General features: G+C 60.5%; 20 protein-coding genes. 7 read left to right on the forward strand and 13 right to left on the reverse strand.

The genetic code is table 11. The features are described from left to right. From I6E74_RS11745 to I6E74_RS11755, 3 genes are read right to left on the reverse strand one after another with little or no spacing between them, the layout of a single operon-like run. Complete coding sequence (locus I6E74_RS11745; RefSeq protein WP_197125892.1) at positions 1 to 1122, reverse strand: adenosine deaminase; 1122 nt, start codon at positions 1120 to 1122, stop codon at positions 1 to 3. 57 nt (positions 1123 to 1179) lie between these two features. Beyond that, positions 1180 to 1863 (reverse strand): IclR family transcriptional regulator, encoded by a 684-nt coding sequence (locus I6E74_RS11750; protein ID WP_197125893.1) that lies wholly within the window; start codon positions 1861 to 1863, stop codon positions 1180 to 1182. Then, positions 1863 to 3041 carry an adenosylhomocysteinase gene (locus I6E74_RS11755; RefSeq protein WP_197125894.1) on the reverse strand — a complete coding sequence of 393 codons (1179 nt, stop codon included), beginning with the start codon at positions 3039 to 3041 and terminating at the stop codon, positions 1863 to 1865. Before I6E74_RS11755 ends, I6E74_RS11750 begins: the two co-directional genes overlap by 1 nt. A 48-nt stretch (positions 3042 to 3089) precedes the next feature. Between I6E74_RS11755 and I6E74_RS11760 the strand changes: the two genes are divergently transcribed. Continuing rightward, positions 3090 to 4037, forward strand: coding sequence for a nucleoside hydrolase (locus I6E74_RS11760; protein ID WP_197125895.1), 948 nt, complete (start codon positions 3090 to 3092; stop codon positions 4035 to 4037). On the opposite strand, the gene I6E74_RS11765 is transcribed toward I6E74_RS11760, so the two are convergent. The 8 genes from I6E74_RS11765 to I6E74_RS11800 all read right to left on the reverse strand — a co-directional run bounded on the left by I6E74_RS11765 (position 4034) and on the right by I6E74_RS11800 (position 13901). Next, positions 4034 to 5551 (reverse strand): MFS transporter, encoded by a 1518-nt coding sequence (locus I6E74_RS11765; protein WP_197125896.1) that lies wholly within the window; start codon positions 5549 to 5551, stop codon positions 4034 to 4036. The genes I6E74_RS11760 and I6E74_RS11765 overlap by 4 nt on opposite strands. Positions 5552 to 5620: 69 nt before the next feature. After that, a complete protein-coding gene (locus tag I6E74_RS11770; RefSeq protein ID WP_197125897.1) occupies positions 5621 to 6937 on the reverse strand; it encodes a thymidine phosphorylase in 1317 nt (438 codons plus the stop codon). Beyond that, entirely contained in the window at positions 6930 to 7346 is a 417-nt protein-coding gene (locus I6E74_RS11775; protein ID WP_197125899.1) for a cytidine deaminase, read from the reverse strand. The genes I6E74_RS11770 and I6E74_RS11775 overlap by 8 nt, the downstream gene beginning before the upstream one ends. Positions 7347 to 7350: 4 nt before the next feature. Next, positions 7351 to 8631: an ABC transporter permease gene (locus tag I6E74_RS11780; protein ID WP_197125900.1), complete on the reverse strand. Its 1281-nt coding sequence runs from the start codon at positions 8629 to 8631 to the stop codon at positions 7351 to 7353. Continuing rightward, entirely contained in the window at positions 8631 to 9917 is a 1287-nt protein-coding gene (locus I6E74_RS11785) for an ABC transporter permease (protein WP_197125901.1), read from the reverse strand. Before I6E74_RS11785 ends, I6E74_RS11780 begins: the two co-directional genes overlap by 1 nt. Next, positions 9914 to 11428 carry an ABC transporter ATP-binding protein gene (locus I6E74_RS11790; protein ID WP_197125902.1) on the reverse strand — a complete coding sequence of 505 codons (1515 nt, stop codon included), beginning with the start codon at positions 11426 to 11428 and terminating at the stop codon, positions 9914 to 9916. Before I6E74_RS11790 ends, I6E74_RS11785 begins: the two co-directional genes overlap by 4 nt. 123 nt (positions 11429 to 11551) lie before the next feature. After that, positions 11552 to 12691 (reverse strand): BMP family protein, encoded by a 1140-nt coding sequence (locus I6E74_RS11795; RefSeq protein ID WP_197125903.1) that lies wholly within the window; start codon positions 12689 to 12691, stop codon positions 11552 to 11554. An 88-nt stretch (positions 12692 to 12779) separates the two neighbouring features. Further along, positions 12780 to 13901: a mannose-1-phosphate guanylyltransferase gene (locus I6E74_RS11800; protein WP_197125904.1), complete on the reverse strand. Its 1122-nt coding sequence runs from the start codon at positions 13899 to 13901 to the stop codon at positions 12780 to 12782. Between the two features lie 90 nt (positions 13902 to 13991). Here I6E74_RS11800 and I6E74_RS11805 point away from each other — a divergent pair, with 90 nt between their 5' ends. The 6 genes from I6E74_RS11805 (at position 13992) to I6E74_RS11830 (ending at position 19273) form a co-directional block, all read left to right on the forward strand. Beyond that, entirely contained in the window at positions 13992 to 15122 is a 1131-nt protein-coding gene (locus I6E74_RS11805; RefSeq protein WP_197125905.1) for a glycosyltransferase family 1 protein, read from the forward strand. A gap of 68 nt (positions 15123 to 15190) precedes the next feature. After that, positions 15191 to 15625 (forward strand): MerR family transcriptional regulator, encoded by a 435-nt coding sequence (locus I6E74_RS11810; RefSeq protein WP_197125907.1) that lies wholly within the window; start codon positions 15191 to 15193, stop codon positions 15623 to 15625. A gap of 215 nt (positions 15626 to 15840) precedes the next feature. After that, entirely contained in the window at positions 15841 to 16251 is a 411-nt protein-coding gene (sdhC, locus tag I6E74_RS11815; RefSeq protein WP_374221069.1) for a succinate dehydrogenase, cytochrome b556 subunit, read from the forward strand. Between the two features lie 2 nt (positions 16252 to 16253). After that, a complete protein-coding gene (locus I6E74_RS11820) occupies positions 16254 to 16700 on the forward strand; it encodes a succinate dehydrogenase hydrophobic membrane anchor subunit (RefSeq protein WP_197107795.1) in 447 nt (148 codons plus the stop codon). After that, positions 16701 to 18515 (forward strand): succinate dehydrogenase flavoprotein subunit, encoded by a 1815-nt coding sequence (gene sdhA / locus I6E74_RS11825; RefSeq protein ID WP_197125910.1) that lies wholly within the window; start codon positions 16701 to 16703, stop codon positions 18513 to 18515. Then, positions 18515 to 19273, forward strand: coding sequence for a succinate dehydrogenase iron-sulfur subunit (locus tag I6E74_RS11830; RefSeq protein ID WP_197125912.1), 759 nt, complete (start codon positions 18515 to 18517; stop codon positions 19271 to 19273). Before sdhA ends, I6E74_RS11830 begins: the two co-directional genes overlap by 1 nt. 184 nt (positions 19274 to 19457) lie before the next feature. Here the strand turns inward: I6E74_RS11830 and I6E74_RS11835 are convergent, their stop codons facing one another. Together I6E74_RS11835 and ptsP are read right to left on the reverse strand one after the other, a co-directional pair. Beyond that, positions 19458 to 21080, reverse strand: a complete 1623-nt coding sequence (locus I6E74_RS11835) for a sigma-70 family RNA polymerase sigma factor (protein ID WP_197125913.1) — start codon at positions 21078 to 21080, stop codon at positions 19458 to 19460. Positions 21081 to 21676: 596 nt separating this feature from the next. Continuing rightward, the gene (gene ptsP, locus I6E74_RS11840; RefSeq protein WP_197125914.1) at positions 21677 to 23323 is read right to left on the reverse strand and encodes a phosphoenolpyruvate--protein phosphotransferase; all 1647 of its coding nucleotides are present in this window, start codon (positions 23321 to 23323) and stop codon (positions 21677 to 21679) included. Positions 23324 to 23376 lie beyond the last annotated feature (53 nt).

A 23376-nucleotide genomic window follows, 5' to 3' on the forward strand; every position in this document is an offset into this window, starting at 1 on the left:
CTACGCTCTTTCAAAACCGACGCTGATGGCCTCGGAAAGCTCTTCGCGTTCTTCAAGGGGCAGGAACGCTGCGGCAGCAGCATTGAGTTGGAAGACCTCAAGGTCCGTGAGGTCGTACCCGAACGCTTCGGTGAGCAGCGAGAGTTCGCGACTGAGGGTCGTGGCGCTCATGAGGCGGTTGTCGGTGTTGACCGTCACACGGAATCCGAGCTGGTAGAGCAAGTCGAAGGGGTGGTCGATGATTTCGTCGCCCCACTGCTCGATGGCACCGGTCTGAAGATTGGATGACGGGCTCAGTTCGAGCGCGATCTCGCGATCCTTCACCCACTGCGCCAAGTCGCCGAGCGTCACATAGGTATTCTCGTCGTCTTCGTTGGCGATCGTGATGTCTTCGGCCAGGCGAACGCCGTGACCGAGACGCAGGGCGCGCCCGTTGAAGAGTGCGCTACGGATGCTGTCGAGGCCATCCGCCTCCCCCGCGTGAACAGTGGCGGGAATGTAATTGTGCGCGAGCAGATCGAAAGCTCCGCGCATCCGGCTCGGCGGGAAGCCGGCTTCTGGGCCTGCGATGTCGAAGCCGATGACGCCACGATCGCGGTGACGGATGGCCAATTCGGCAATGTCAGTGCCACGATCGGTCTGGCGCATAGCCGTGAGCAACTGACCAACGCGGAGGCTGCGGCCGCTCGAGCGCACCGAATCCACACCCTGCTCGAGACCCTCTTGCACTGCAGCAACGGCCTGATCGAGGTCGAGTCCCTTCTGCAGGTGCTGTTCGGGTGCCCAACGGATCTCGCCATAGATGACGCCATCGTCAGCGAGGTCTTCGACGAATTCCCGTGCGACCCGCTGGAGACCCTCGGTGGTCTGCATGACGGCGATGGTGGCGTCGAAAGTCGCGAGGTAGTTCACGAGCGAGCCAGAATCGGCCTGAGTCGCAAACCACGATTTCAGCGCCTCCGAGTCATTCTCGGGGAGCGCATAGCCGACCTCGTCGGCAAGTTCAACGATGGTCTGAGGCCGCAACCCTCCATCGAGGTGATCGTGGAGGGAAACCTTGGGAAGCGCAGTAATGCTCGCGCCACCTCCGGGCATCAAAAAGTTTTCAACAGCGGCGTTCATGCCTCTAAATCTACCGTGGATCACGCTGAAAGCGCGCTGTGCCTCCGCTGAACGGCGTTACGATCCGGTGAAAGCTTCCCCGCTGAGCAGAATCGCAATTTCTTTTGCGGCGGCGGAGGCTAATTCTTGAACACGGTCCACATCCACTTCGCTGAACGTTGGTGCCACGTATGGCACCGTCAGCGCGGCCACCACCGCGCCACTCGCCCCGAGAATCGGCGCCACTACATCGGTGATTCCTGGGTGCAAGGTATCGGCGCGCACGACCGTGTCAGCCGTCAATGGTGATGTTGCCGAAAGCACCGAACCTGTCGCCGTCGTCGTCAAATCGAATGTTGCCCCGACGCGCACTCGAAAACCGAAGTCGGCGGGAGACTCCACCTGGGCGACGACACGCACTTCACTGCCATCGAGCACGGCGAGGTTGCACGATTGCCGCACCTGCTCCGCGAGAACCTGCATGATGGGTTGCGCCACGCTGACCAATCCCCGAAGTGGCGGATGCCGGTGGGCGAGCTCAAACAGCTTCATAGCCAGCGTGTAGAGCCCCGATTGCTTGTCGCGGAACACGTAGCCGCGCCGTTCGAGCGTCGACAGCACGCGGAAGATCTGACCGATGCTGCGCCCGGTTGCTTCTGCGATCTCCGACTGGCTGAGGGCGCCAGAGGTCGCTGCGAGCAGTTCGAGAATGTCGAGCCCTTTGTCGAGGGCTGGCGCGGTGTACTCGGGGGCGGTCGCCATTAGCGGTCCGCTTTCATCGTGGCGAGCATCCGACGCGCCGCTTCACGGTTGATGCTATCGGGGACGGGCTGAGCACCCGGTTCGAGCGTGCCAGCCGCTGTCGCGATGCGTTCGAGGGAAAGCGCTTGAAGCAGAAACCCGAGATCCATCGATTCGATCGAGTTGCCCCGAGCCTCGCGCCCCGCGAGATTGATCATGCGGCCGTCCGCGAGCAAGGTGATGTGACGGTTTCCCGGGAGGTCAACTCGCTCGATTGCACCGTCGATCACTGTCGTACTCGTCGCCACATCACGCAGAGCCAGAACGTCGATTTCCCAGTCGAAGTGACCGCAGTTCACGAGCATCGCTCCGTCTGCGACAACCTCGAAGAAGTCGGTAGCGAGAACCTGCGGATGGCCGGTTGCCGTGATGAAGACCTCGCCCCAACCGGCGAGGTCGAACACATTTGCCACTCGATAGCCATCGAGTGCTGCCTCAAGGGCCTTGATCTCATCGACCTCTACGACAGCGACTTTGCCACCCAGAGCACGAAGATAATGCGCCACGCCGCGACCACACCAGCCGTAGCCGACCACCACGAAGCGGCGCCCAGAGACCATGACGTTCGTGACACGCATAAAGCTCTCAACAACTGACTGTCCTGCCGCATGCTTGTTTTCGTTGATCACAGTCAGTGGGTTGTCGTCGATAACGATGATGGGAAAACGGATGTGCCGAGCGAGCTCCTCGCGTAGCCGGTAACTTCCTGAGGTGGTTTCTTCGGTACCGCCGACGATGCGCTCGGTGTCCCCGAGCTCAACGAGACGAGCAACTAGGCCCGCGCCGTTGTCGAGGATGATGTCTGGTTTCGACTCCACCACGTTCCGGATATGCGCCTCGTATTCGCACTCAGAGTCATCGCGGGCACCAAAAATCGTCATTCCCTGCGAGCGCAAATAGGCAACAACATCATCCTGCGTCGACCCGAGATTGCCGGTCGCTACGATCTCCGCTCCCCCGGCCTTCAGGGTTTCAAGCAACACTGCGGTCTTCGGCTCGAGGTGCATCGCCATGCCGATGCGGTGCCCAGCGAAGGGTTTCGTCTGCTCGAATCGCTCTCGCACTTCGGCGAGCAACGGCATGCGAGATCTCACCCAGAGCAACCGGGCGGTCGCACCCGCAATAAGATCATTTGTCATATCTTCACTCTACATATATGAATGGGGTTTTCATATATGCTTTTCGCTATGGCTGAAAAAATTATCCTCGACTGCGATCCCGGGCACGACGACGCGATTGCGATCCTGCTCGCTCACGGTAGCCCCCACATCGAACTCCTCGGAGTCACGACTGTGATGGGCAATCAGACCATTGAGAAAGTCACTCGCAACGCTCTAGCCGTTGCCCGCGTCGCCGGCATCACCGATGTGCCCTTCGCTCGCGGAGCCCACCGCCCGCTTGTGCGCGAAGTCGAAGTAGCCGAATCCATTCACGGCGAATCCGGTCTCGACGGCCCCGTGCTCCCCGAACCCCTTATTGAGTTGGACGCTCGTCACGCCGTCGATTTCATCATCGACACCGTGATGCAGAACGAGCCAGGCACTGTCACTCTCGTACCCACCGGAGCCCTCACCAACCTCGCCCTCGCCGTGCGCAAAGAACCGCGCATTGCGCAGCGCGTGAAGCAGGTCGTCATGATGGGTGGCGGCGTCAACGTCGGCAATTGGAGCGCGACCGCCGAGTTCAACATTGTGATCGACCCCGAAGCAGCGCACATCGTCGTCAACGAATCCTGGCCGCTCACCATGGTGGGCATTGACGTCACTCACGACGCCCTTGCAACCGACGACGTCGCCGCTGCGATCGCCGCCGTGGGCACCGCTCCCGCAGCATTCGTCGGCGAGCTTCTTGAATTCTTCGGCACCACCTACCGCGAAGCTCAAGGCTTCGAGCACCCTCCCGTGCACGACCCGTGTGCCGTCGCCTTTGTGATCGACCCGACCATCATGGAAACCGCAAAGGTGCCCCTCAACGTCGAGCTCACGGGAACGCTCACCCTCGGCATGACCGTCACCGACTTCCGCGCACCGGCTCCCGACGACTGCACGACTCAGGTCGCACGCAATATCGACGTTCCCAAGTTCTGGGGCATGATCGTCGACGCCCTCGAACGCATCGGCGACCCTAAGCTCTAAACCTTCAGGGCACGCGCGCGACGCTTGCGTGCGCCAAGATCGACAACACCGATAAGCATCGCGATCGAGAAGAACAGCGTGGTGGCGAGCATCCCCGTGCCGTAAGCATGGTGGTACAGCTCGACCGTGCTGTCGCCGTTGTTGCGTTCGTTATAGAGCGTGGAATAAAACAACGACAGCGCTACGGCGGTGCCGATTGCCGTGCCAATGCGTTGGCCAAGTTGCCCCACGGATCCCGCCAGGCCGCCCTCGACGGGCGAAATGTCGTGCAGCGTGAGGGTCTGGTTTGGCGAGACGACGAGCCCACCGCCGGCGCCTCCGACGATCAAGGCTGCCGCCATGACGTAGGGAGTCAGCTCGGGCGGAGTCAGTATCGCGGCAGCCATGAGAAGCCCGAGCCCGACGAGCAAGATCGCAAGCCCCACCACCACGAGCGACCGGCCATAACGTTCGACGAGGATGCCCCCGCGCCACGACGACACCGCGCTCGTGAGCGCAAAACCAATCGTTACCATCCCCGCGAAGACGGGTTCGAGACCAAGCCCCAACTGCAGGTAGAGCGTCGTCATGAGGAACATCGCTGGCATCGCCGCAAAGTACACGGTCGCGAGCAACGTTCCGTTGCGGAACGAGCTGATGCGGAATAGCTGAAGCGGAACGAGAGGCGCCCGTCCCCCTGCTGCGTAACGACGCTCCCACGAGACGAAAGCGGCGGCAGAAAGCACAAAAAGCACCAGCAACCACCAGCGGTTCGGGTCATCCGTCGGAGCACCCGTCGTAAAGAGGAACGGCCACATCAGCGCAAGCACCGTGACACCGAAGATCGCGATACCGACCGGGTCGAGGCTGAGACGCTCGTAGCTGGCTTTGGAGGTAGCGGGGAGAATGCGCCACGCCAGAATGAGGGCGATAATGCCGAGAGGCACATTCATCCAGAAGATGTAACGCCAGCCGTCGTCAGCGCCGCCAATCGCGATCATGAGCCCGCCAAGGGTGGGGCCGAAGGCGGTGGCAACACCGATCATCGCGCCAAACAGGCCAAAAGCGCGGCCGCGCTCCGGCCCACGGAACAACTGCTGAATAAGGCCAATGACCTGAGGCATCTGGATGCCAGCCGCGACACCCTGCAACAATCGGAACACCAACAACAGGGTCGCATTCGGGGCGAGCGCACACGCGACACTGGCGAGAGTGAAGAGCGTCAGCCCCACGAGAAACAGCTTCTTGCGCGAACGCTGATCGCCGAGGCGGCCCGCCGGCACGAGAACAAGGCCAAATGTCAGCACATAGCCCGAGACGATGAGCTGCAGTTGAGTGGATGTTGCGCCGAGAGCATCCTCGATCGACGGAAGGGCCACGTTGACCTTCGAGAGGTCAAGGATCGTGATTGCGGCGACCACAACACACACCCAGAAGGCACGCCACTTAGCCGAGTGTTCGGCTTCGGTTTCGGTAGTGTGTGCGCCACTCAGGGCCGGATCAGCGCTGGCGGCGGTCTCATCCGCGGTCGTCATTGAGACAACATTACGTCAGCGGATGAGACCCACCGTTCAGCTTACGAAGCCAGAATGCAGGGGCGTGCTCTAATCGATGCGCCCAGCAATAAGCGGGCCACCATCGTGGATGGTGTCCCCGGCGTCACCGATGCGGTAGGCGCCCTCGAGCGACTCAAGTGCGCGCTCAAAACGAGCAGGCTCGTCGGCGTGCATTGTGAACAACGGCTCGCCCTTGCGCACAGCGTCGCCCGGCTTGGCATGCAGATCGATGCCAGCGGCGTGCTGCACTGGGTCTTGTTTGCGAGCACGACCGGCGCCCAGACGCCACGCAGCAACACCAAACGGGAGAGCTTCTTGTTCGACGAGTACGCCATCGCGCTCGGCGACAACAACATGGCTTTCCTTGGGCTGCGGCAAGGCAGCATCCGGGTCTCCGCCTTGAGCGGAGATCATGCCGCGCCAAGCATCCATCGCTTGGCCATTGTCGAGAGCAGCTTCCACATCCGCATCTTCGTGACCAACCTGAGCCAACATTTCGCGGGCAAGCGCTACCGTCAGCGCACGCACGTCGGAGGGGCCGCCACCGGCAAGAACCTCCACCGACTCGCGCACTTCATTAGCGTTTCCGATGGTGAGACCGAGGGGAACGTTCATGTTGGTGAGCAGCGCAACAGTCTTGACTCCCGCATCCTTGCCCAGGCGAACCATGGTTTCGGCGAGCTCGCGACTGCGATCGGCATCCTTCATGAAAGCGCCAGAGCCGAACTTAACATCGAGCACGAGGGCCGACGTTCCTTCGGCGATTTTCTTACTCATGATCGAGGATGCAATCAGCGGAATTGCCTCGACGGTTCCGGTGATGTCGCGCAGGGCATACAACTTCTTGTCGGCCGGAGCGAGACCCGAGCCTGCGGCACAGATAACGCCACCGACGCCGCGCAGCTGCGCGTAGAACTCTTCGTTGGTGAGGTCTGCACGCCAGCCCGGGATGCTCTCGAGCTTGTCGAGGGTTCCACCGGTGTGGCCAAGACCGCGACCGGAAAGCTGCGGAACAGCAACGCCGAAGGAAGCGACAAGCGGCGCGAGCGGCAAGGTGATCTTGTCGCCCACTCCACCGGTGGAGTGCTTGTCGGTCGTGGGCTTGCCCAGTCCTTTGAAGCTCAGCGTCTCGCCGCTGGCGATCATCGCGAGCGTGAGGTCGCGGATCTCTTCGCGCTCCATGCCATTGATGAAGATGGCCATGGTCATGGCAGCCATCTGCTCGTCGCCGACGTAACCGCGAGTGTAGGCATCCACGAGCCAGTTGATCTGGTCGGTGCTCAGCACACCCTTGTCACGCTTGGTGTGAATAAGATCTACGGCGTCGAAACGCTCGATTGCTGGCTCTGCTGCTGTGTTATTCACCGCGGTACTCCTCAAGGGTGCGTGGCCCGAACGCGTCGGGGATCACTTCGTCAATCGTTTTGATGCCAGAAACCGTCTCCAGCAGCATGCCATCAGCGGAGTGCTCAAAGAGCAACTGACGACAGCGGCCGCACGGCATGAGGGCGTTGCCCTTGCCATCAACACACGTGAAGGCGACGAGCTTGCCGCCACCCGACATGTGTAGCGCTGACACCATGGAACATTCGGCGCACAGCGTGAGGCCATAGGAGGCGTTCTCCACGTTCGCGCCCGAAATTACCCGGCCGTCGTCGACAATTGCGGCGACGCCGACCGGGAACTTCGAATAAGGAACGTAGGCGTGGGTAAGGGCTTCTGTGGCGACGAGCCTCAGCGCATCCCAGTCAATAGATTGCGGCTCGATCGTCATAGCGTTACCCCTTTATGTATGGTGTTCCGGATGCTGCTGGCGGCCGGGACTTTCCGACCAGACCGGCAACGGCGATGATTGTCACCACGTACGGCAGCATGAGCATGAACTCGCTCGGCACCGGCGAACCAACAACGCTGAGCGCGTTCTGCAGGTTGCTGGCAAAACCGAAGAGCAGCGCAGCGAGCGTGGCCTTGATGGGATCCCAGCGGCCGAAGATCACCGCGGCGAGAGCGATGAAGCCGGCGCCCGCCGTGACATCCTTGCCGAACTGACCTGTCTGGCTCAGCGTGATGAATGCTCCACCCAGTCCGGCGATCGCACCGGCAAGGGCGACGTTCCAGAAGCGGGTGAGCGTCACATTGATACCGACAGTGTCAGCAGCCTTGGGGTGCTCACCGACCGCGCGCAGGCGCAGTCCCCAGCGAGTGCGGTACAGCGCGAAGGCTACAGCGGCAACGATGATGTACAGCAGGTACACGATCAGAGTTTGCTTGAACAGCACCGGTCCGATGATCGGGATGCCGCTCAAGATCGGAATCGATAGCGTCGAGAACCCTTCAGGATTGTTCAGCTGCTCGGGGTTGTCCGTAAGCCACGTCGAGTAGAGGAATCCGGTGAGCCCGGATACCAGAACGTTGATGACAACACCAACGATGATCTGATTGACGAGGTACTTGATCGCGAAGACCGAGAGCAAGAACGAGACGAGCATTCCGGCGACAGCTGCCGCAAAGAGTCCCGCGAATGCGGAGCCAGTGAGGGTTCCGACGACGGCGGAGACAAACGCACCGGCCAGCAATTGGGCTTCGATAGCGATGTTGACGACACCGACGCGCTCGGAGATGACGCCACCGAGAGCACCGAACACGAGTGGAACGGCAAGCACAAGCGAGCCAGCCAGCAGTTCAGGAACGCGAAGCGTCTCATCGGCAGCAGCCCACGTGAGGAAGCCGGTGAGAGCGAGAATCGCACCCACGATCGGAATCCACTTAGGAACTGCGCGATCCTTCGAAATCATGAATGCCGAGCCGACCGCGATGAGCGCGGTCAGGATCGTCACGATAACACCGGTGGCCAGAGCAGGCAGGTGAACGATGGGCAACTGAATCAGGTCAGTGCCCGTGGAGAGGTTGAACCCGGTGGGGGCGTCCTCAGCGAACCCGATGAAGAGCACGCCAGAGATGAGCGAAACAATCGCAAAAGCGATCGGGAGCTTCCAACTACGACGATCGATCTTCGATCCGCCGTGAGTCTTGACTTCGGAGGTTGTGGTGAGAGTCATTAGCTGACCACCTTCTTTGCGCGAGCGCCGGGTTGCGGCAGTCGGAACACAGCCCTCACGAGCGGCGGAGCTGCGATAAACAGAACGATGAGGGACTGGACAACCAGCACGATGTCGATCGGGATGCCCTGAGACGCCTGCATCGTGAATCCACCGGCTTTGAAAGCGCCGAACAGGATTCCTGCAGCGAAGGTTCCCCAGGGAGTAGAACGGCCGAGGAGCGCGACGGTAATGGCATCGAAGCCGATTCCCGCATCGACCCCAGAGGTAAATCCACTCGTGGTCGTTCCGAGCACCTCGGTGCTCGCAGCGAGACCGGCGTAGCCACCTGCAATCAGCATGACGTAGATGTAGATGCGCTCAACCTTGACCCCGGCAACGCGAGCCGCGTGAGGGTTGAGGCCCACAGCGCGGAACTTGAAACCGAGGCTAGAGCGGTCGATGAGCCACCAGGCCACAACGGTCGCGGCAACCACGAGCACGAAGCCCCAGTGCAGTTTGAACCCGTCGCCGAAAATGGGCTGCAGAATCGCGTTTTCTGCTGCCGGCGGTGTCTTCGGGTTGTTGGAACCAGGGTTCTTGAGCAGGTCGGTACGCAGCAAGAAGCTGATCAGGTAGTAGGCAACGTAGTTGAGCATGATCGTGACGATCACCTCATGAGCGCCGGTGCGAGCTTTCAAGAGGCCAGCAATCGCACCCCAAAGGGCACCACCGATGATTCCCATGATCACTGCAACGGTGACGTGGATGACGATGGGCAGATCCCACGCGAAGCTCGCGTAACCAGCGAATGCGGCACCGACGATGATCTGACCGCGGCCACCAATGTTGAACAAACCAACACGGAACGCGATCGCGACACCGAGGCCGGCGGCGATCAATGGAGTTGCGAAGACCAAGGTTTGTGTCAGCGGCTTGATGGCCGAGAGAAAGTCGTCACGACGGAAGTCGTAGATCGATCCTTGGAAGAGAGCCAGGTAGGCACCACCGACGGCAGAGCCAATAGCAGCGAAGAAATCGCCGGGGCGCGCGAAGAAGTATCCGGCCGCCTCTTGCACGTCGGAATCGGTGAAGGCAATGAGCACGCCACCAATCAGGATGGCCAAGACGACGGCGAGCAGCGACAGCAGTGCGTTGCCCGAGGCGATTTCGCGGAACGCATTCGTCCAGCGGACGGTGTCCTGATTTGTTTCCGAGGTCGTGGCAGTCTCTGTCACGGCCGCTTCTTCAGCTTTCAGGTCTTCAGGCTTCTGGTCTTCAGGTTTCTGTGGTGTTGGCTCGCTCATGCTGCCTCCTCCGTAATGCGTTCGCCGGCCATCATGAGGCCGAGTTTTTCGCGCGGGGTATCCGCAGGCACGATTCCAACAATTTGTCCCTTGTACATGACCGCGATGCGGTCAGCGAGGGAAACGACTTCGTCGAGTTCAGTCGAGACGACGATCACGGGCACACCGCGATCACGCACTCGAACGATCTGCTCGTGAACAAACTCGATAGAACCAACGTCGAGTCCACGCGTGGGCTGCGAAACGACCAACAACGACAGCTCGCGGCTGAGTTCTCGAGCCAGCACTACCTTCTGCTGGTTACCACCCGAGAGCTTCGAGACGAGCTCGCCAATGCTCTGAGCGCGGATGTCGTATTCTTCAAGCTTCTCGGTCGCGAACTCGGTGAGCACGTCCGTTTGCAACGTGCCGTACTTGACGAACGGTTCCCCGTCACTACGGTCGAGCATCAAGTTTTCGGCAACCGAGAACGCACCGACGAGACCATCGAGAGTGCGGTCTTCCGGCACATATCCAACGCCGGCATCAAGGATTTGGCGGGCGTTGAGCCCGAGCAATTCGATGCCGTTCAACGCAATTGACCCGGATGCTCGCTCTTGCATGCCGAGCAGCGCTTCGGCCAGTTCAGTTTGACCGTTGCCCTGTACGCCCGCGATGCACAGGATCTCTCCACCCTGAATCGTGACGCTGAGGTCTTTGACTGCACGGTGCCCAAGTTCATCAGCGATCGATAGTTTGTCGATCACGAGGGAGTTGTCGGTGAGCTGCGCCGGAGCCTTGTCGATGGTGAGGTCGACAGCGCGGCCGACCATAAGCGATGCCAGTTCTTCCTTGTTCGCACTCGGGTCTGCTTCGCCGACAACTTTTCCGAGGCGGATGACGGTGATGCGGTCCGCTACTTCGCGGACTTCACGCAACTTGTGCGTGATGAAAACAATGGAGGTGCCTTCGGATTTGAGCTGGCGCATAATGGCCATGAACTCGTCTGTCTCTTGAGGCGTGAGCACGGCGGTCGGCTCATCGAAGACCAGAATTTTAGCTTCACGAGAGAGCGCCTTGACGATCTCTACACGCTGCTGCACGCCAACCGGTAGATCTTCAACGAGAGCGTCCGGGTCGATGTCGAACCCGAAGCGAGCGGATATGTCGCGCACGAGGGTGCGGGCGGCTTCGAGGTTGAGGAGCCCGGGGCCATAGACCTCTTCGTGGCCGAGCGCCACGTTCTCTGCGACCGTGAACACGGGGATCAGCATGAAGTGTTGGTGGACCATGCCGATACCGGAGCGCATCGCGTCTCCTGGGCCCGCAAAGTGACGCACCTCGTCATCGATGAGAATTTCGCCCTCTTCAGCCTGATACAGGCCGTAGAGCACATTCATCAACGTTGACTTGCCCGCGCCATTCTCGCCGAGGAGGCAGTGGATTTCGCCCTCTTCGACAGTGAGATCAATATGATCATTCGCGATCAGGTCACCGAAGCGCTTGGTTATACCTCGCAGCTCAAGCTTCACAATCTCTCCTCAGTACTGTGACGGGCATCATCGCCGTCGTCGGGTTTCTCAAGAATAGCCTCAGAAGACTAGTCCAAAACGAAGGGGGCTGACCCACAGGCCAGCCCCCTCAGTGCTATCTAATTAGTTAAGGTACGACGTTACGGCGATGTCGCCGGAAATGATGCCGTCCTTGACGGTGACGAGCTCAGCTTCGAGACCACCGTCAACCATCGACTCGAAGTCGTGGAACGGCGCGATGCCAACTCCACCGTTTTCGAGGGTTCCGATGTACGGCGTGTAGTCAAGCGTTCCGGTGGAAGCTTCGTTGACAACGTCTTCGACAGCAACACCGATCTGCTTAAGGATCGAGGTGAGGAACAAGTCCGCTGCTGCGGTCTCGGTCTCGGTCAGGTCAGCGTCTACACCGATCATGGCGATGTCCTTGCCGGAGTCGCGGATTGCCTCAACCGCGCTCTGGAAGATGGGTCCACCAGCAGGAAGCAGAACGTCTGCACCCTGGTCGATCAGGTTCTGAGCTGCTGCACGCGAGTCGGTTCCCGGAGCGAAGGTACCGATGAAGGTTCCGTCCTGCGCTGCAATGTCCCAACCACGAACGGTGACGTCGGTGCCCTTTTCGGAGTTGTAGTACTCAACACCCTGAGCGGTTCCGTCGAGGAAGATCGAAACGGTGGGGAAGTTCATTCCGCCGTACATTCCGATAACACCGGTCTTGGAGTAGCTAGCCGCAGCGTAACCCGCGAGGAATGCAGCACCAGCGGTGTCGAAGAGGATCGGCTTGATGTTCGGAGCGTCGATGGTGCCATCGAAGTCGTTGTCTGCCGCGTCATCGACAATTGCGAAGTCGATGTCGGGGTTCGCGAGAGCGAACTCAACGGTGGCTGCGGAGAGGTTGAATCCGACGGTGACGATCAGGTCGCAACCCTCAGCTACGAGGCTTTCGATGTTGGGTGCGTAGTCTGCATCGCTGGTCGACTCGACAGCGTTGAATTCAACACCGAGTTCGTTGGCTGCCTTTTCGATACCTTCGTAACCGAGCTGGTTGAACGACTTGTCGTCGAATCCGCCCGAGTCAGAAACCATGCAGGGAAGGTAGTCAAGCATTTCGCCTGATCCGGCTTCGGTCTCTTCGGGTGCTGCAGCGCAACCGGCGAGTACGAGTGCGCTCGTTGCAACAAGCGCCATGCCGCTGAGTGCGCGGCCGTGAGTGCTGATTCTCAAGGTGTCCTCCAAGATGCTGTTCGACAGAAATTGTCGAAACATAGTGAACCTACGCTACCGAAGAATCAAGCGTTCCATTGTGCGAATATGAGCGCCGAAGCCGAATGGTTACAAACGCGAAATACGGTTGTCACAACACATCATTGCGTCCGGAGACTTTTAGAGCATCCACTACAGATTTCACTCTCTGAGCGTTTGCAGTTGTAGTAACCAGCAAAGCATCGGGCGTATCGACCACGACAATGTCGTTTACCCCAATTAGGGAAATAAGCCGATCAGTCTGGCTAATGACCACTCCGGTCGACTTATCGGCCAAAACGCGAGCGTTCTCTCCGAGAATCGCGAGGTCTGATTTGCGCCCACCCGAGTGCAACTTGGCGATCGAGGCGAAGTCTCCAACGTCGTCCCAATCGAAGTCTCCGGGGATAACAACGAGGCGGCCCTCTTCAGCGGCCGGTTCGGCCACGGTGTAGTCGATGGCGATCTTGGCCAGATGCGGCCACACGGCATCCACAACGGCGCCGCGCTCAGGAGTGTCCCAGACCTCGGCAAGCTGAGTGAGCCCCGCGAGCAGTTCAGGCTGCGCTTTGCCGAGCTGTTCGAGCAGCACGTCGGCACGCGAGATGAACATCCCTCCATTCCAGAGGTAGTCGCCACTGGCGACGTACGCCTGGGCAGTCTCGAAGTTGGGCTTCTCGACGAATGACTTCGCCATGACCGCACTCGGAGCACCTTCAATTTCAAGAGCCTCACCGCAGTGGATGTAGCCAAATCCGATGGCGGGCTCAGTGGGGGTGATGCCGATCGCGGCGATGTAGCCGGCGTTGGCCACGGCGATTGATTCGCGAACACTGCGCCTAAAGCCGCGGATGTCGCGAATCACATGGTCAGCAGCAAACGATCCGATAATGACGTTGGGGTCGCGTTTGAGCAGGATCGCGGCCGCAAGCCCGATCGCTGCGGAGGAGTCTTTTGGCTCGCTTTCAAGAACAACGTTGGGGTCGCTGAGCTCGGGCAACTGCTTTTCGACAGCGGCACGGTGCGCGCGCCCTGTGACGACCATGATGCGGTCGGCACCGGAGATCGGTGCGAGGCGGTCCCAGGTGTCCCGCAGCAAGGTCTGGCCTGATCCGGTGAGGTCGTGCAAGAACTTGGGGGCGTCGGCACGCGATAGCGGCCACAAGCGTGACCCGATACCACCCGCGGGGATCACGCTGTAAAAATTGTCGAATGGTGCCTGGTTGTGGCTCATTCCTCCACCTTAGACTTCAGCACCCGTTAACTCGCCGGTTATCCGCACCTTCTACAGTCAGGGTCACGACAACCGATTGAGGTGCTGATTGTGCGAGTCGCCATTGTGAGCGAAAGCTTCCTCCCCACTGTCAACGGCGTCACCAACAGCGTGCTGAAGGTGCTCGACTATTTGAGCGCCGAAGGCCATGAGGCCATTGTGATTTGTCCATCGGCCGGCGCCCCCAAGACCTACGCGGGATTCACGGTGCATGCGGTGCCCGCACTGGCTTATCGGCAATTTCCTGTTGGCTTGCCTAATCCGCAAGTCCACAAACTGATCGCCGATTTTCGCCCCGATGTGGTGCACGCGGCTGCTCCCTTTCTTCTCGGTGCTCAAGCGATATCGTCAGCGAATCGCCTCGGCATCCCTGCTGTCGCAATCTTCCAAACGGATGTCGCTGGCTACGCGCGCCGCCACCGCCTCGGTCAGGCGACCAAGCTGGCGTGGCGCATCGTGCGTTGGATCCACGATGGTGCCGAGCTCACGCTTGCCCCGTCGAGCACCGCTATGACGGATCTGCGCGCTATCGGCCTCACCAAACTTGAACGCTGGGGTCGCGGCGTGGACCTCACGATGTATCACCCCGCGAAGAAACTCTCGCCCGCGACGGTGAAGCTGCGCACGCGCCTCTCCCCCCACGGTGAAGTCGTCGTGGGGTACGTGGGACGCATCGCTCCCGAGAAGCAGGTGGAGCGGCTGCGATCACTTCAGGGACTCAGCGGGGTGCGGGTAGCAATCGTGGGAGACGGTTCATCTGTGCCTCTTGTTAAGAGGGAGCTTGCCGGCATCCCGGTGACATGGTTGGGCAAGTTGGGGGGCGAGGAGCTCGCTACCGCTTACGCGGCGTTCGACATTTTTGCGCACACGGGAACAGAAGAGACCTTTGGCCAAACCTTGCAAGAAGCACACTCGGCGGGCTTGCCCGTAGTAGCGCCCCGCTCTGGCGGCCCGATTGACCTGATCGACCATGGCACTAACGGCTTCCTGTTCGAAGCCGACAACGAGGATCAGTTGCGCGCCTATATAGAGGCACTCGCCATCGACCCAGCACTGCGAGCTCGAATGGGTGAAGCCGGCCGGCGCACGGTGCTCGGCAAATCGTGGAGCGGCATCTGCGCCGAGCTCGTCCAGCACTACGAAGCAACAATCGCGGCAGTACCCGCACCGCTTCCTCGCTAACTAGTTGCGCACTGTGGCCACAGTGACTTGACTTAGAGTGCGCTCTAGCAAGGAACATAGGTGGCACGATGACAACGGCTAACGAACGAGTACTCACCATTGGCGAAGTTGCGGAAGCGACTGGAGTCACTGACCACACGTTGCGCTACTACGAAAAGGCGGGCCTGCTGGTGGTGCCCCGCCTAGCTAATGGCCAACGACGCTACCGCGAGATGGATGTCAAGGCCGTCGAGTTCATCGGCCATCTTCGTCGCACCGGAATGCCCATCCGCACCATCCGGGAGTATGCCGATCTGGTGCGGAGCGGCAAAGACACCTCAGCGGAACGGATGCGCTTGCTCGAGCAACACCGCGAAAACGTTGTGCGCGACTTAGCCGAACAACAGAAGCACCTCGACGGGATCACTCTGAAAATCGAGTGGTATCGAGCAGCGATGGATCAGCGACAAGATTCTGGTGCACAGTTCGCAGAATCTTTGTCGTCAGCTGTGCTTGCGCAGTAGATTCGGCGCTGCATCGCCAGAAGGCCTCGTTAAGTTTCACAATATTCTCGAAAACATTCCGGATATCTCCCTATTTAGGGTCGACTGGGAAGCGAGCGGCCCCGCGCGGGAATAGAATAGGAGAGTCCGCCTGTGCGGACACTCATCGGTCGCGGTGGACGCGACCCCACACCGCAAGGAGGGTCCTCGTGCCAGAGAAGTCGGCGAGTAACCTAGTGGCGGAGCCGCAGTCGCCGCCCAAGATTCGCTCACCCAAGAGACCTGCTGGCACCCTGTACCGGGGCAAAGAGGGCATGTGGTCGTGGGTGCTGCACCGTATTACCGGTGTTGCTATCTACTTCTTCCTCCTCGTGCATATTCTCGACACCGCGCTCGTGCGTGTGAGTCCTGAGGCCTACAACGCGGTGATCAACACCTACAAGACGCCCATCATGGGTCTGGGTGAAATCGCGCTGGTTGCGGCGATCGCGTTCCACGCATTCAACGGCCTCCGCATCATCCTGATCGACTTCTGGGCATTCGGCGCCAAGCACCAGCGCACCATGTTCTGGGTCGTCATTGGTCTCTGGGTGGTTCTGCTTGCCGCGTTCATCCCCCGCCAGCTAATGCACGTCTTCGGAGGTTGAGCATGAGTCTCATCGAAGCCCCCCGCACCCCCACCCGTGGCCACCGCACCGGTGGAATCAACTGGGAAAAATGGGGATGGATCTACATGCGCGCCTCTGGCGTCGTGCTGATCGTTCTCATCTTCGGCCACCTCTTCGTCAACCTTGTTGCCGGCGAGGGCGTCAAAGCCATCGACTTCGCATTCGTCGGCGGCAAGCTCGCTGACCCGTTCTGGATTGTGTGGGACGGCCTCATGCTGTGGCTCGCACTCATCCACGGCGGCAACGGAATGCGCACGCTCGTGAACGACTATGCAACCAACCCCAAGGTGCGCAAGGTTCTCCTGATCGGAATTGCCGCATCCACGGTCATCCTGATTATTTTGGGAACGCTCGTGATCACCACCTTTGACCCCTGCCCAGCCGGAGCTGACCCAGCTCTGCTCCCCAGCTTCTGTGAGGCATCTTAATTGGCAACGATTAACACCGGCGACATCGCCGACGGAACCGTTATTGACGGAATCCACTACCACCAGTTCGACATCGTCATTGTGGGTGCCGGTGGTGCTGGCATGCGCGCCGCTATTGAAGCTGGCCCGCACGCCAAGACCGCTGTGATTTCCAAGCTCTACCCCACGCGTTCGCACACCGGTGCAGCGCAGGGCGGTATGGCTGCGGCTCTCGCCAACGTTGAAGAAGACAACTGGGAATGGCACACCTACGACACCGTCAAGGGTGGCGACTACCTTGTCGACCAAGACGCGGCAGAGATTCTCGCCAAAGAAGCGATCGACGCCGTTGTAGACCTTGAGAACATGGGTCTTCCGTTCAACCGCACCGAAGACGGCAAGATCGACCAGCGTCGCTTCGGTGGCCACACTCGCGAACACGGCAAGGCTCCGGTTCGCCGCGCCTGCTACGCCGCTGACCGCACCGGCCACATGATCCTTCAGACGTTGTACCAAAACTGCGTCAAGCTCGGCATCAACTTCTTCAACGAGTTCTACGTGCTCGACCTGGTCATGACCGAGGTTGATGGCGTTGACGAACCGTCGGGCGTTGTTGCCTACGAGCTCGCTACCGGCGAGCTGCACGTGTTCCAGTCGAAGGCGATCATCTTCGCTACCGGTGGATTCGGCAAGATCTTCAAGACGACGTCCAACGCGCACACCCTCACCGGTGATGGCGTCGGAATCATCTGGCGCAAGGGCCTGCCGCTGGAGGACATGGAGTTCTTCCAGTTTCACCCCACCGGGTTGGCTGGCCTCGGCATCCTGCTCTCCGAAGCTGCTCGTGGAGAGGGCGCGATTCTGCGCAACTCCGAGGGCGAACGCTTCATGGAGCGCTACACGCCGACGCTCAAGGACCTCGCGCCGCGTGACATCGTTGCGCGTTCGATGGCCACTGAGATTCGTGAAGGCCGTGGAGCTGGTCCCGACAAGGACTACCTTTTCCTCGACATCACTCACCTCGAGCCTGCTGTCATCGACGAGAAGCTCCCCGACATCACCGAGTTCGCTCGCACCTACCTGGGCGTCGAGCCGTACACCGAGCCCGTTCCCGTGCTGCCAACCGCGCACTACGCGATGGGCGGCATTCCCACCAACGTTCAGGCCGAAGTGCTGCGCAACAACACTGATGTCGTCAAGGGCCTCTACGCCGCTGGCGAGTGTGCGTGTGTTTCCGTTCACGGATCCAACCGTTTGGGAACCAACTCGCTGCTCGACATCAACGTCTTCGGAAAGCGTGCCGGAAAGGCAGCCGTCGAGTACGTCAAGACTGCTGAATTCGTGCCGCTGCCCGAGAATCCTGCCGGGGGCGTCAAGAACATCCTCGACATGGTTCGTGCTGGCGATGGCACCGAGCGCATTGCCGTTATCCGCAAGGAACTGCAGGTCTCGATGGACCGCAACGCGCAGATCTTCCGCACCGATGAAAGCCTCGAAGAGGTAACCAAGCTCATCCAGACTTTGCGCGCTCGCTACAAGAACATCCGCCTCGACGACAAGGGCAAGCGGTTCAACACCGACCTGCTCGAAGCCGTAGAGCTTGGCTTCCTGCTCGACCTCGCTGAAGTGCTCGTGTTCTCGGCTCGGTCTCGTAAGGAAAGCCGTGGCGGCCACATGCGTGAGGACTACCCCGATCGTGACGACGAGAACTTCCTCGTGCACACCATGGCGTACCTCACGGGCGACCCAGAATCAGAAGAGGCGGGTGACCACATCCGTCTCGACTGGAAGCCGGTAGTGATCACTAACTACCCGCCGATGGAAAGAAAGTACTAATGAGCACTGCCGTCGCTGATAACAAGCCTGCCGCAGCAGAGGTCGTTCCGACCTTCACTGCGACGCTCATGATTCGTCGATTCGACCCCGAGGTGGATGAAGAACCGCGCTGGGAAGACTTCGACGTCGAGCTGTACGAGACCGACCGTGTTCTCGACGCTCTTCACAAGATCAAGTGGGAGATGGACGGGTCGCTGACCTTCCGTCGCTCCTGCGCACACGGTATTTGTGGTTCGGATGCCATGCGCATCAACGGCCGCAACCGCCTCGCCTGCAAGACGCTGATCAAGGACCTCGACATTTCGAAGCCGATCTACGTGGAGGCCATCAAGGGTCTCCCCCTAGAGAAGGACTTGATCGTCGATATGGAGCCGTTCTTCGACTCCTTCAAAGAGGTCAACCCGTTCCTCATGGCTGGCCCTGTCAAGGGCGGCAAGGAACGCAAGCAGAGTCCTGTGGAGCGCGCCCGCTTCGACGACACCACAAAGTGCATCCTGTGCGCTGCGTGCACGTCGAGCTGCCCCGTGTTCTGGACCGACGGACAGTACTTCGGTCCTGCTGCCATCGTGAACGCGCACCGCTTCATCTTTGACTCGCGCGATGAGGGCGCCGGCGTTCGCCTCGACATCCTCAACGACAAAGAGGGCGTGTGGCGTTGCCGCACTACCTTCAACTGCACCGACGCGTGCCCCCGTGGCATCCAAGTAACTCAGGCAATCGCTGAAGTGAAGCAGGCCATCATCAAAGGCAAGCCGTAACCGTACGCTCGCTTAAACAAGATCGCCCCTGGCGCTACCGAGGTAGCTCCAGGGGCGATTTGTTTGTGTGCGTCCGTCACCCACGGCGAACGCCCACAGTAGGCATTCGGGTTGCCTACTAAAAGAGACTGGTCTCTCGACACATTATGACGAGAAGAATGTGCAAACACCCCCGAACTGGGGTTTAGCTCAGTAAACGAACGTTGACGCCTTGGTTGTTACCCGACGATAGCTGGAGCGGTTCAATGAGGTCATTGATGAGGCCATCGACGGTGCCGAGGAGTCCCCCGAGCAAGCCGCCGCCGCCCACCAGGCCGCCCAAATAGTCACGATCGACGGTCTGCACCAAGTCGAGCGATGACAACCCACCCGGGATACCGGTGACGTTGAGCGCAAAGGTACCGTCGCTTGACACAGTCGTCGTCGCGTAGACGAGCCCCGCCGCCTGCAGCGAGAGGTGCGCGCCCGGAGTGGCGGTTCCGATGAGGTGCAGGTCGATGTCGGCACCCACAACGCCGCCTGGGGCCGTGTGACCTTCGGGAGCAGCTCCTCCGGTGACAGTGCCGATGACGGAGTCGACAAGCCCCCCGACGACATCTCCAACAGAATCGACGAGCCCACCCGAGCCGGTTGTAATGCCACCGGTATCGGTGCTCGCCTCAATGGAGGGAACCGTGGGGACCGTAGGAATCGTGATGTCGCTGGGATCGGTGCGAGAACCGCCGAGGTTGTCACTGACTCCCGAGTTCGTCACGTCGGGGTTGCCCTGACCGTCAGAGGTTTGGCTCGTCGCTGTGCCCTCGGCACTCGTGGATCCGGGAGTTGTCGGAGCAAGAACAACAAGTGAGCCGGTAAGGGCTAGCGCGGCAGCAAGCGTGCCGGCGACCGCGACGGGAAGTACCCCGGCGCTGGCTCCGCCTGCGGCAGCCACGCCGCCAGCGCCCACCAGATGCGTACTGGAGACCACCGCTGCTGGCATGGCCGGCGCTGCTGCTGCGGTAAGCGACGCTGCGCCGCCCTGCCCGAAGGCACTCAGGAAACCGCCACCAGCAACGCCGCCCAGCAGCATCGGGATCATCACGAGTGCTAGGCGTGAACCAACCTCGTCGACCTCTTCACACACGATCGCACAGCGAGCGCACGAAGCAAGATGGGCTTCGATGCGTGTGGTGTCTCTGCCGCTGAGGCTCTTGCGAGCATGCTCGCCAAACTTTGACATCGCCCACTGGCATTCGCCGGATGCCGTTGCGTCGTTGATATGGGCTTGCAACCAGGCTTTGCGAAGACCTTCACGCGCGCGGTACGACAGCGCAGCGACGCTGTTAGCGCTCATGCCCAGTAGTGGCGCCACCTCGTGAGGGTCCATGCCTTCAACCTCGGTGTACCAGAGCACTGACTGCCAGCGTTCCGGAAGTTCACGGAAGGCTTTGGCGGTGAGCGAGTGATCGAGCGCAACGGCAATGGGGTCGTCGAGAGTCTTGGGGTCTTCGAAGTCGGCGATCTCATCCACTTGCACTTCGCGGGATGCAGCGCCCCACGTCGACGCGAGGTTGCGGATGGTCGTATAGAGGTAGGGGCGAAAGGCACCCTGTGGGCCGCCACCCGCCAGCACACGCTGGTAAATACGCGCGAACGACTCAGACACGAGATCGTCCGCGTCTATCGACGTGTACTGACGGGCAACACATATTCCCGAGCGGTAGTGGCGACTCCAGAGCTCGGCAAAGGCGTTTTGTACCCCCGTACGCGCCTGTGCCAGCAGCTGCTCGTCCGAAGTGGTTAGCTTCGGTGCCACGATTCCGCTCATCCCCCTGATCCATTTCCCGGGCCTCTCTTTGTCCCTTTGGGGCGAAGATTCTAGAAACAAAACCTTCTTACCCAAAGAGACCGATGAACCCGTTCTCTATGACGCAGACTATCGACTTTTCTCGAAAAATTGTGCCCCCACTAGGGGGGAACAGATCGTTCTGACCCGAATAGTGCCGCGTTCTAGCGGTTTTTAGACTAGCGGCGCACGCCGACGCATTGCCTCCCGAACTAGACCACCTGCGCCGCTGGAGAGCGCTCTCTCTGCCGGAATCTCGGCTGCCCATTAGCAACCACGCTGACCACTTCACGGCCGCCAGCGAAAACCACTTTTGCCGATCAGGACCACCTTCCGCGGAATACACCAGAACCACTCACCTGTGTTCCATGTACCCCGATCACCTTCCTCGGCGTGCTTGGGAAGCCCACACCACCCCACTGCAGACCCCGCGACCGTCCCTATAATCAGCCTTCAGAGTGGACCACTTCGCGCTCACAGCGCACGAGTGGAGCGAGCGCAGCACCAGCGTGAGCCCCCTTTAACGACGAAGTGCCGCCACCCGTATTGGGGTGGCGGCACTTCGTGTGTTCTAGGTCTTAGGCAGCCTGTGCAGCAGCTTCGCGAGCCGTCGGCCCGGTCGTTGCGTTGATAGCAGCAGCAGCGCGAGCCTTAGCCTGCTCAAGCGTGACCGTCAGAAGCTCGGCGCGCACGTCGGCGAGCGCCGCGGGCGTCATCGAGAGGCTTGTGACTCCCAGACCGACAAGGACGATCGCGAGTTGCGGATCGGCAGCAGCTTCGCCACAGACTCCGACGGGCTTGCCCGCAGCAGCACCAGCGTCTCCGAGCATCTTCACCATGCGAAGCACGGCAGGGTGCCATGGGTCTTGGAACTTGGCGAGGGTGCCGAGCATCCGGTCTGCAGCGAGCGTGTACTGGGTGAGGTCGTTGGAGCCGATCGAGACAAAGTCACTGCGCTCGGCAACCTGGTCGGCGAGCACGGCGAGCGAGGGAACCTCGGCCATGACACCCACAGTGTTGAGGCCGAGTTCGCGGCCTAGGGCGACGAAGTATTCGGTCTCTTCGGCATCCGACACCATCGGGGCCATGACCCAGAGGTCGGCATCCGTGGCGTTCTGCGCATTGACAAGGGCAGTGAGCTGGTCGCGGAGGATGTTCTCGTTGACACGAAGCGAGCGGAGGCCGCGCTGGCCGAGGGCGGGGTTCACTTCTTCGCCCATGTCCATAAAGCTCAGGGGCTTGTCGGCACCAGCATCGAGCGCGCGAACGACAACCTTCTTGCCCGGGAAATGCTGCAGCATCTCGGTGTATTCCTTGGTCTGCTCTTCAACCGTCGGCGCAGTCTTGGCGTCAAGGAACATGAGCTCGGTGCGGAACAGACCAACACCTTCAGCGCCCAGCTCAACCGCCTGCGCGGCCTCAGAGGGAGTGCCCAAGTTGGCGAGGAGCGGAACGAGGGTTCCGTCAGCGAGAGCTCCATCAGTGATGGGAGCGTTTGCTGCGGCAGCGAGCTCGGCGATGCGGGCCTCTGCTGCGGAGACTTGCTCAGCGGTGGGCTCTGTCGTGATGATGCCAGCACCGGCATCCACAATTACCAGGGTGTCATCGGCAAGGTCGAGTGCTTCTGCGACGCCCATGATGGCGGGGATCGCCTTCGAGCGAGCGAGGATCGCGGTGTGGCTCGTGGGGCCACCCTGGCGAGTGACGAGAGCGAGAACCTTGTCGAGTTCGAGCAGTGCGGTGTCTGCCGGAGCGAGGTCGTCGGCAACGAGCACGAACGGCTCGTCGCGCTGCGGAACGCCGGGGGCTTCGACGCCACGCAGGCGAGCGACTACGCGCTGGCTCACGTCACTGAGGTCAGTGGCACGCTCGGCCATCATTCCGCCGAGCGAAATCAGCATCTCGCGGAACGAAGCGAAAGCCTCAAACACTGCGCGCTCGGCAGCTTTGCCGCCGTCGATCAGTTCGTTCACACTGTCGAGAATCGAGGGGTCTTCAGCCATAAGGGCTGTAGCGGTGAGAACCTCGTTGGCTTCGGCATCCGCTTTTTCTGCGCGGGCGCGCAGGTCAGCAGCCACAAAAGTCAGTGCGGATGCTGCCGCTTCTTTTTCTGCTGCAGCATCGCCGGAATGGCGAGCATCTTTCGGTTCCGGAAGGGGGTCGGGCATCCGCACGACTTTTCCGACAGCAACCGATCGTCCGACTCCAACACCCTGAAGTTCCATGTGATCTGACCTCTCCTCTGAGTTACGCACAGACAGCCTAGCTATTCTTATTG

The organism is Salinibacterium sp. SWN139 (genome assembly GCF_015864625.1).
GTDB lineage: Bacteria > Actinomycetota > Actinomycetes > Actinomycetales > Microbacteriaceae > Rhodoglobus.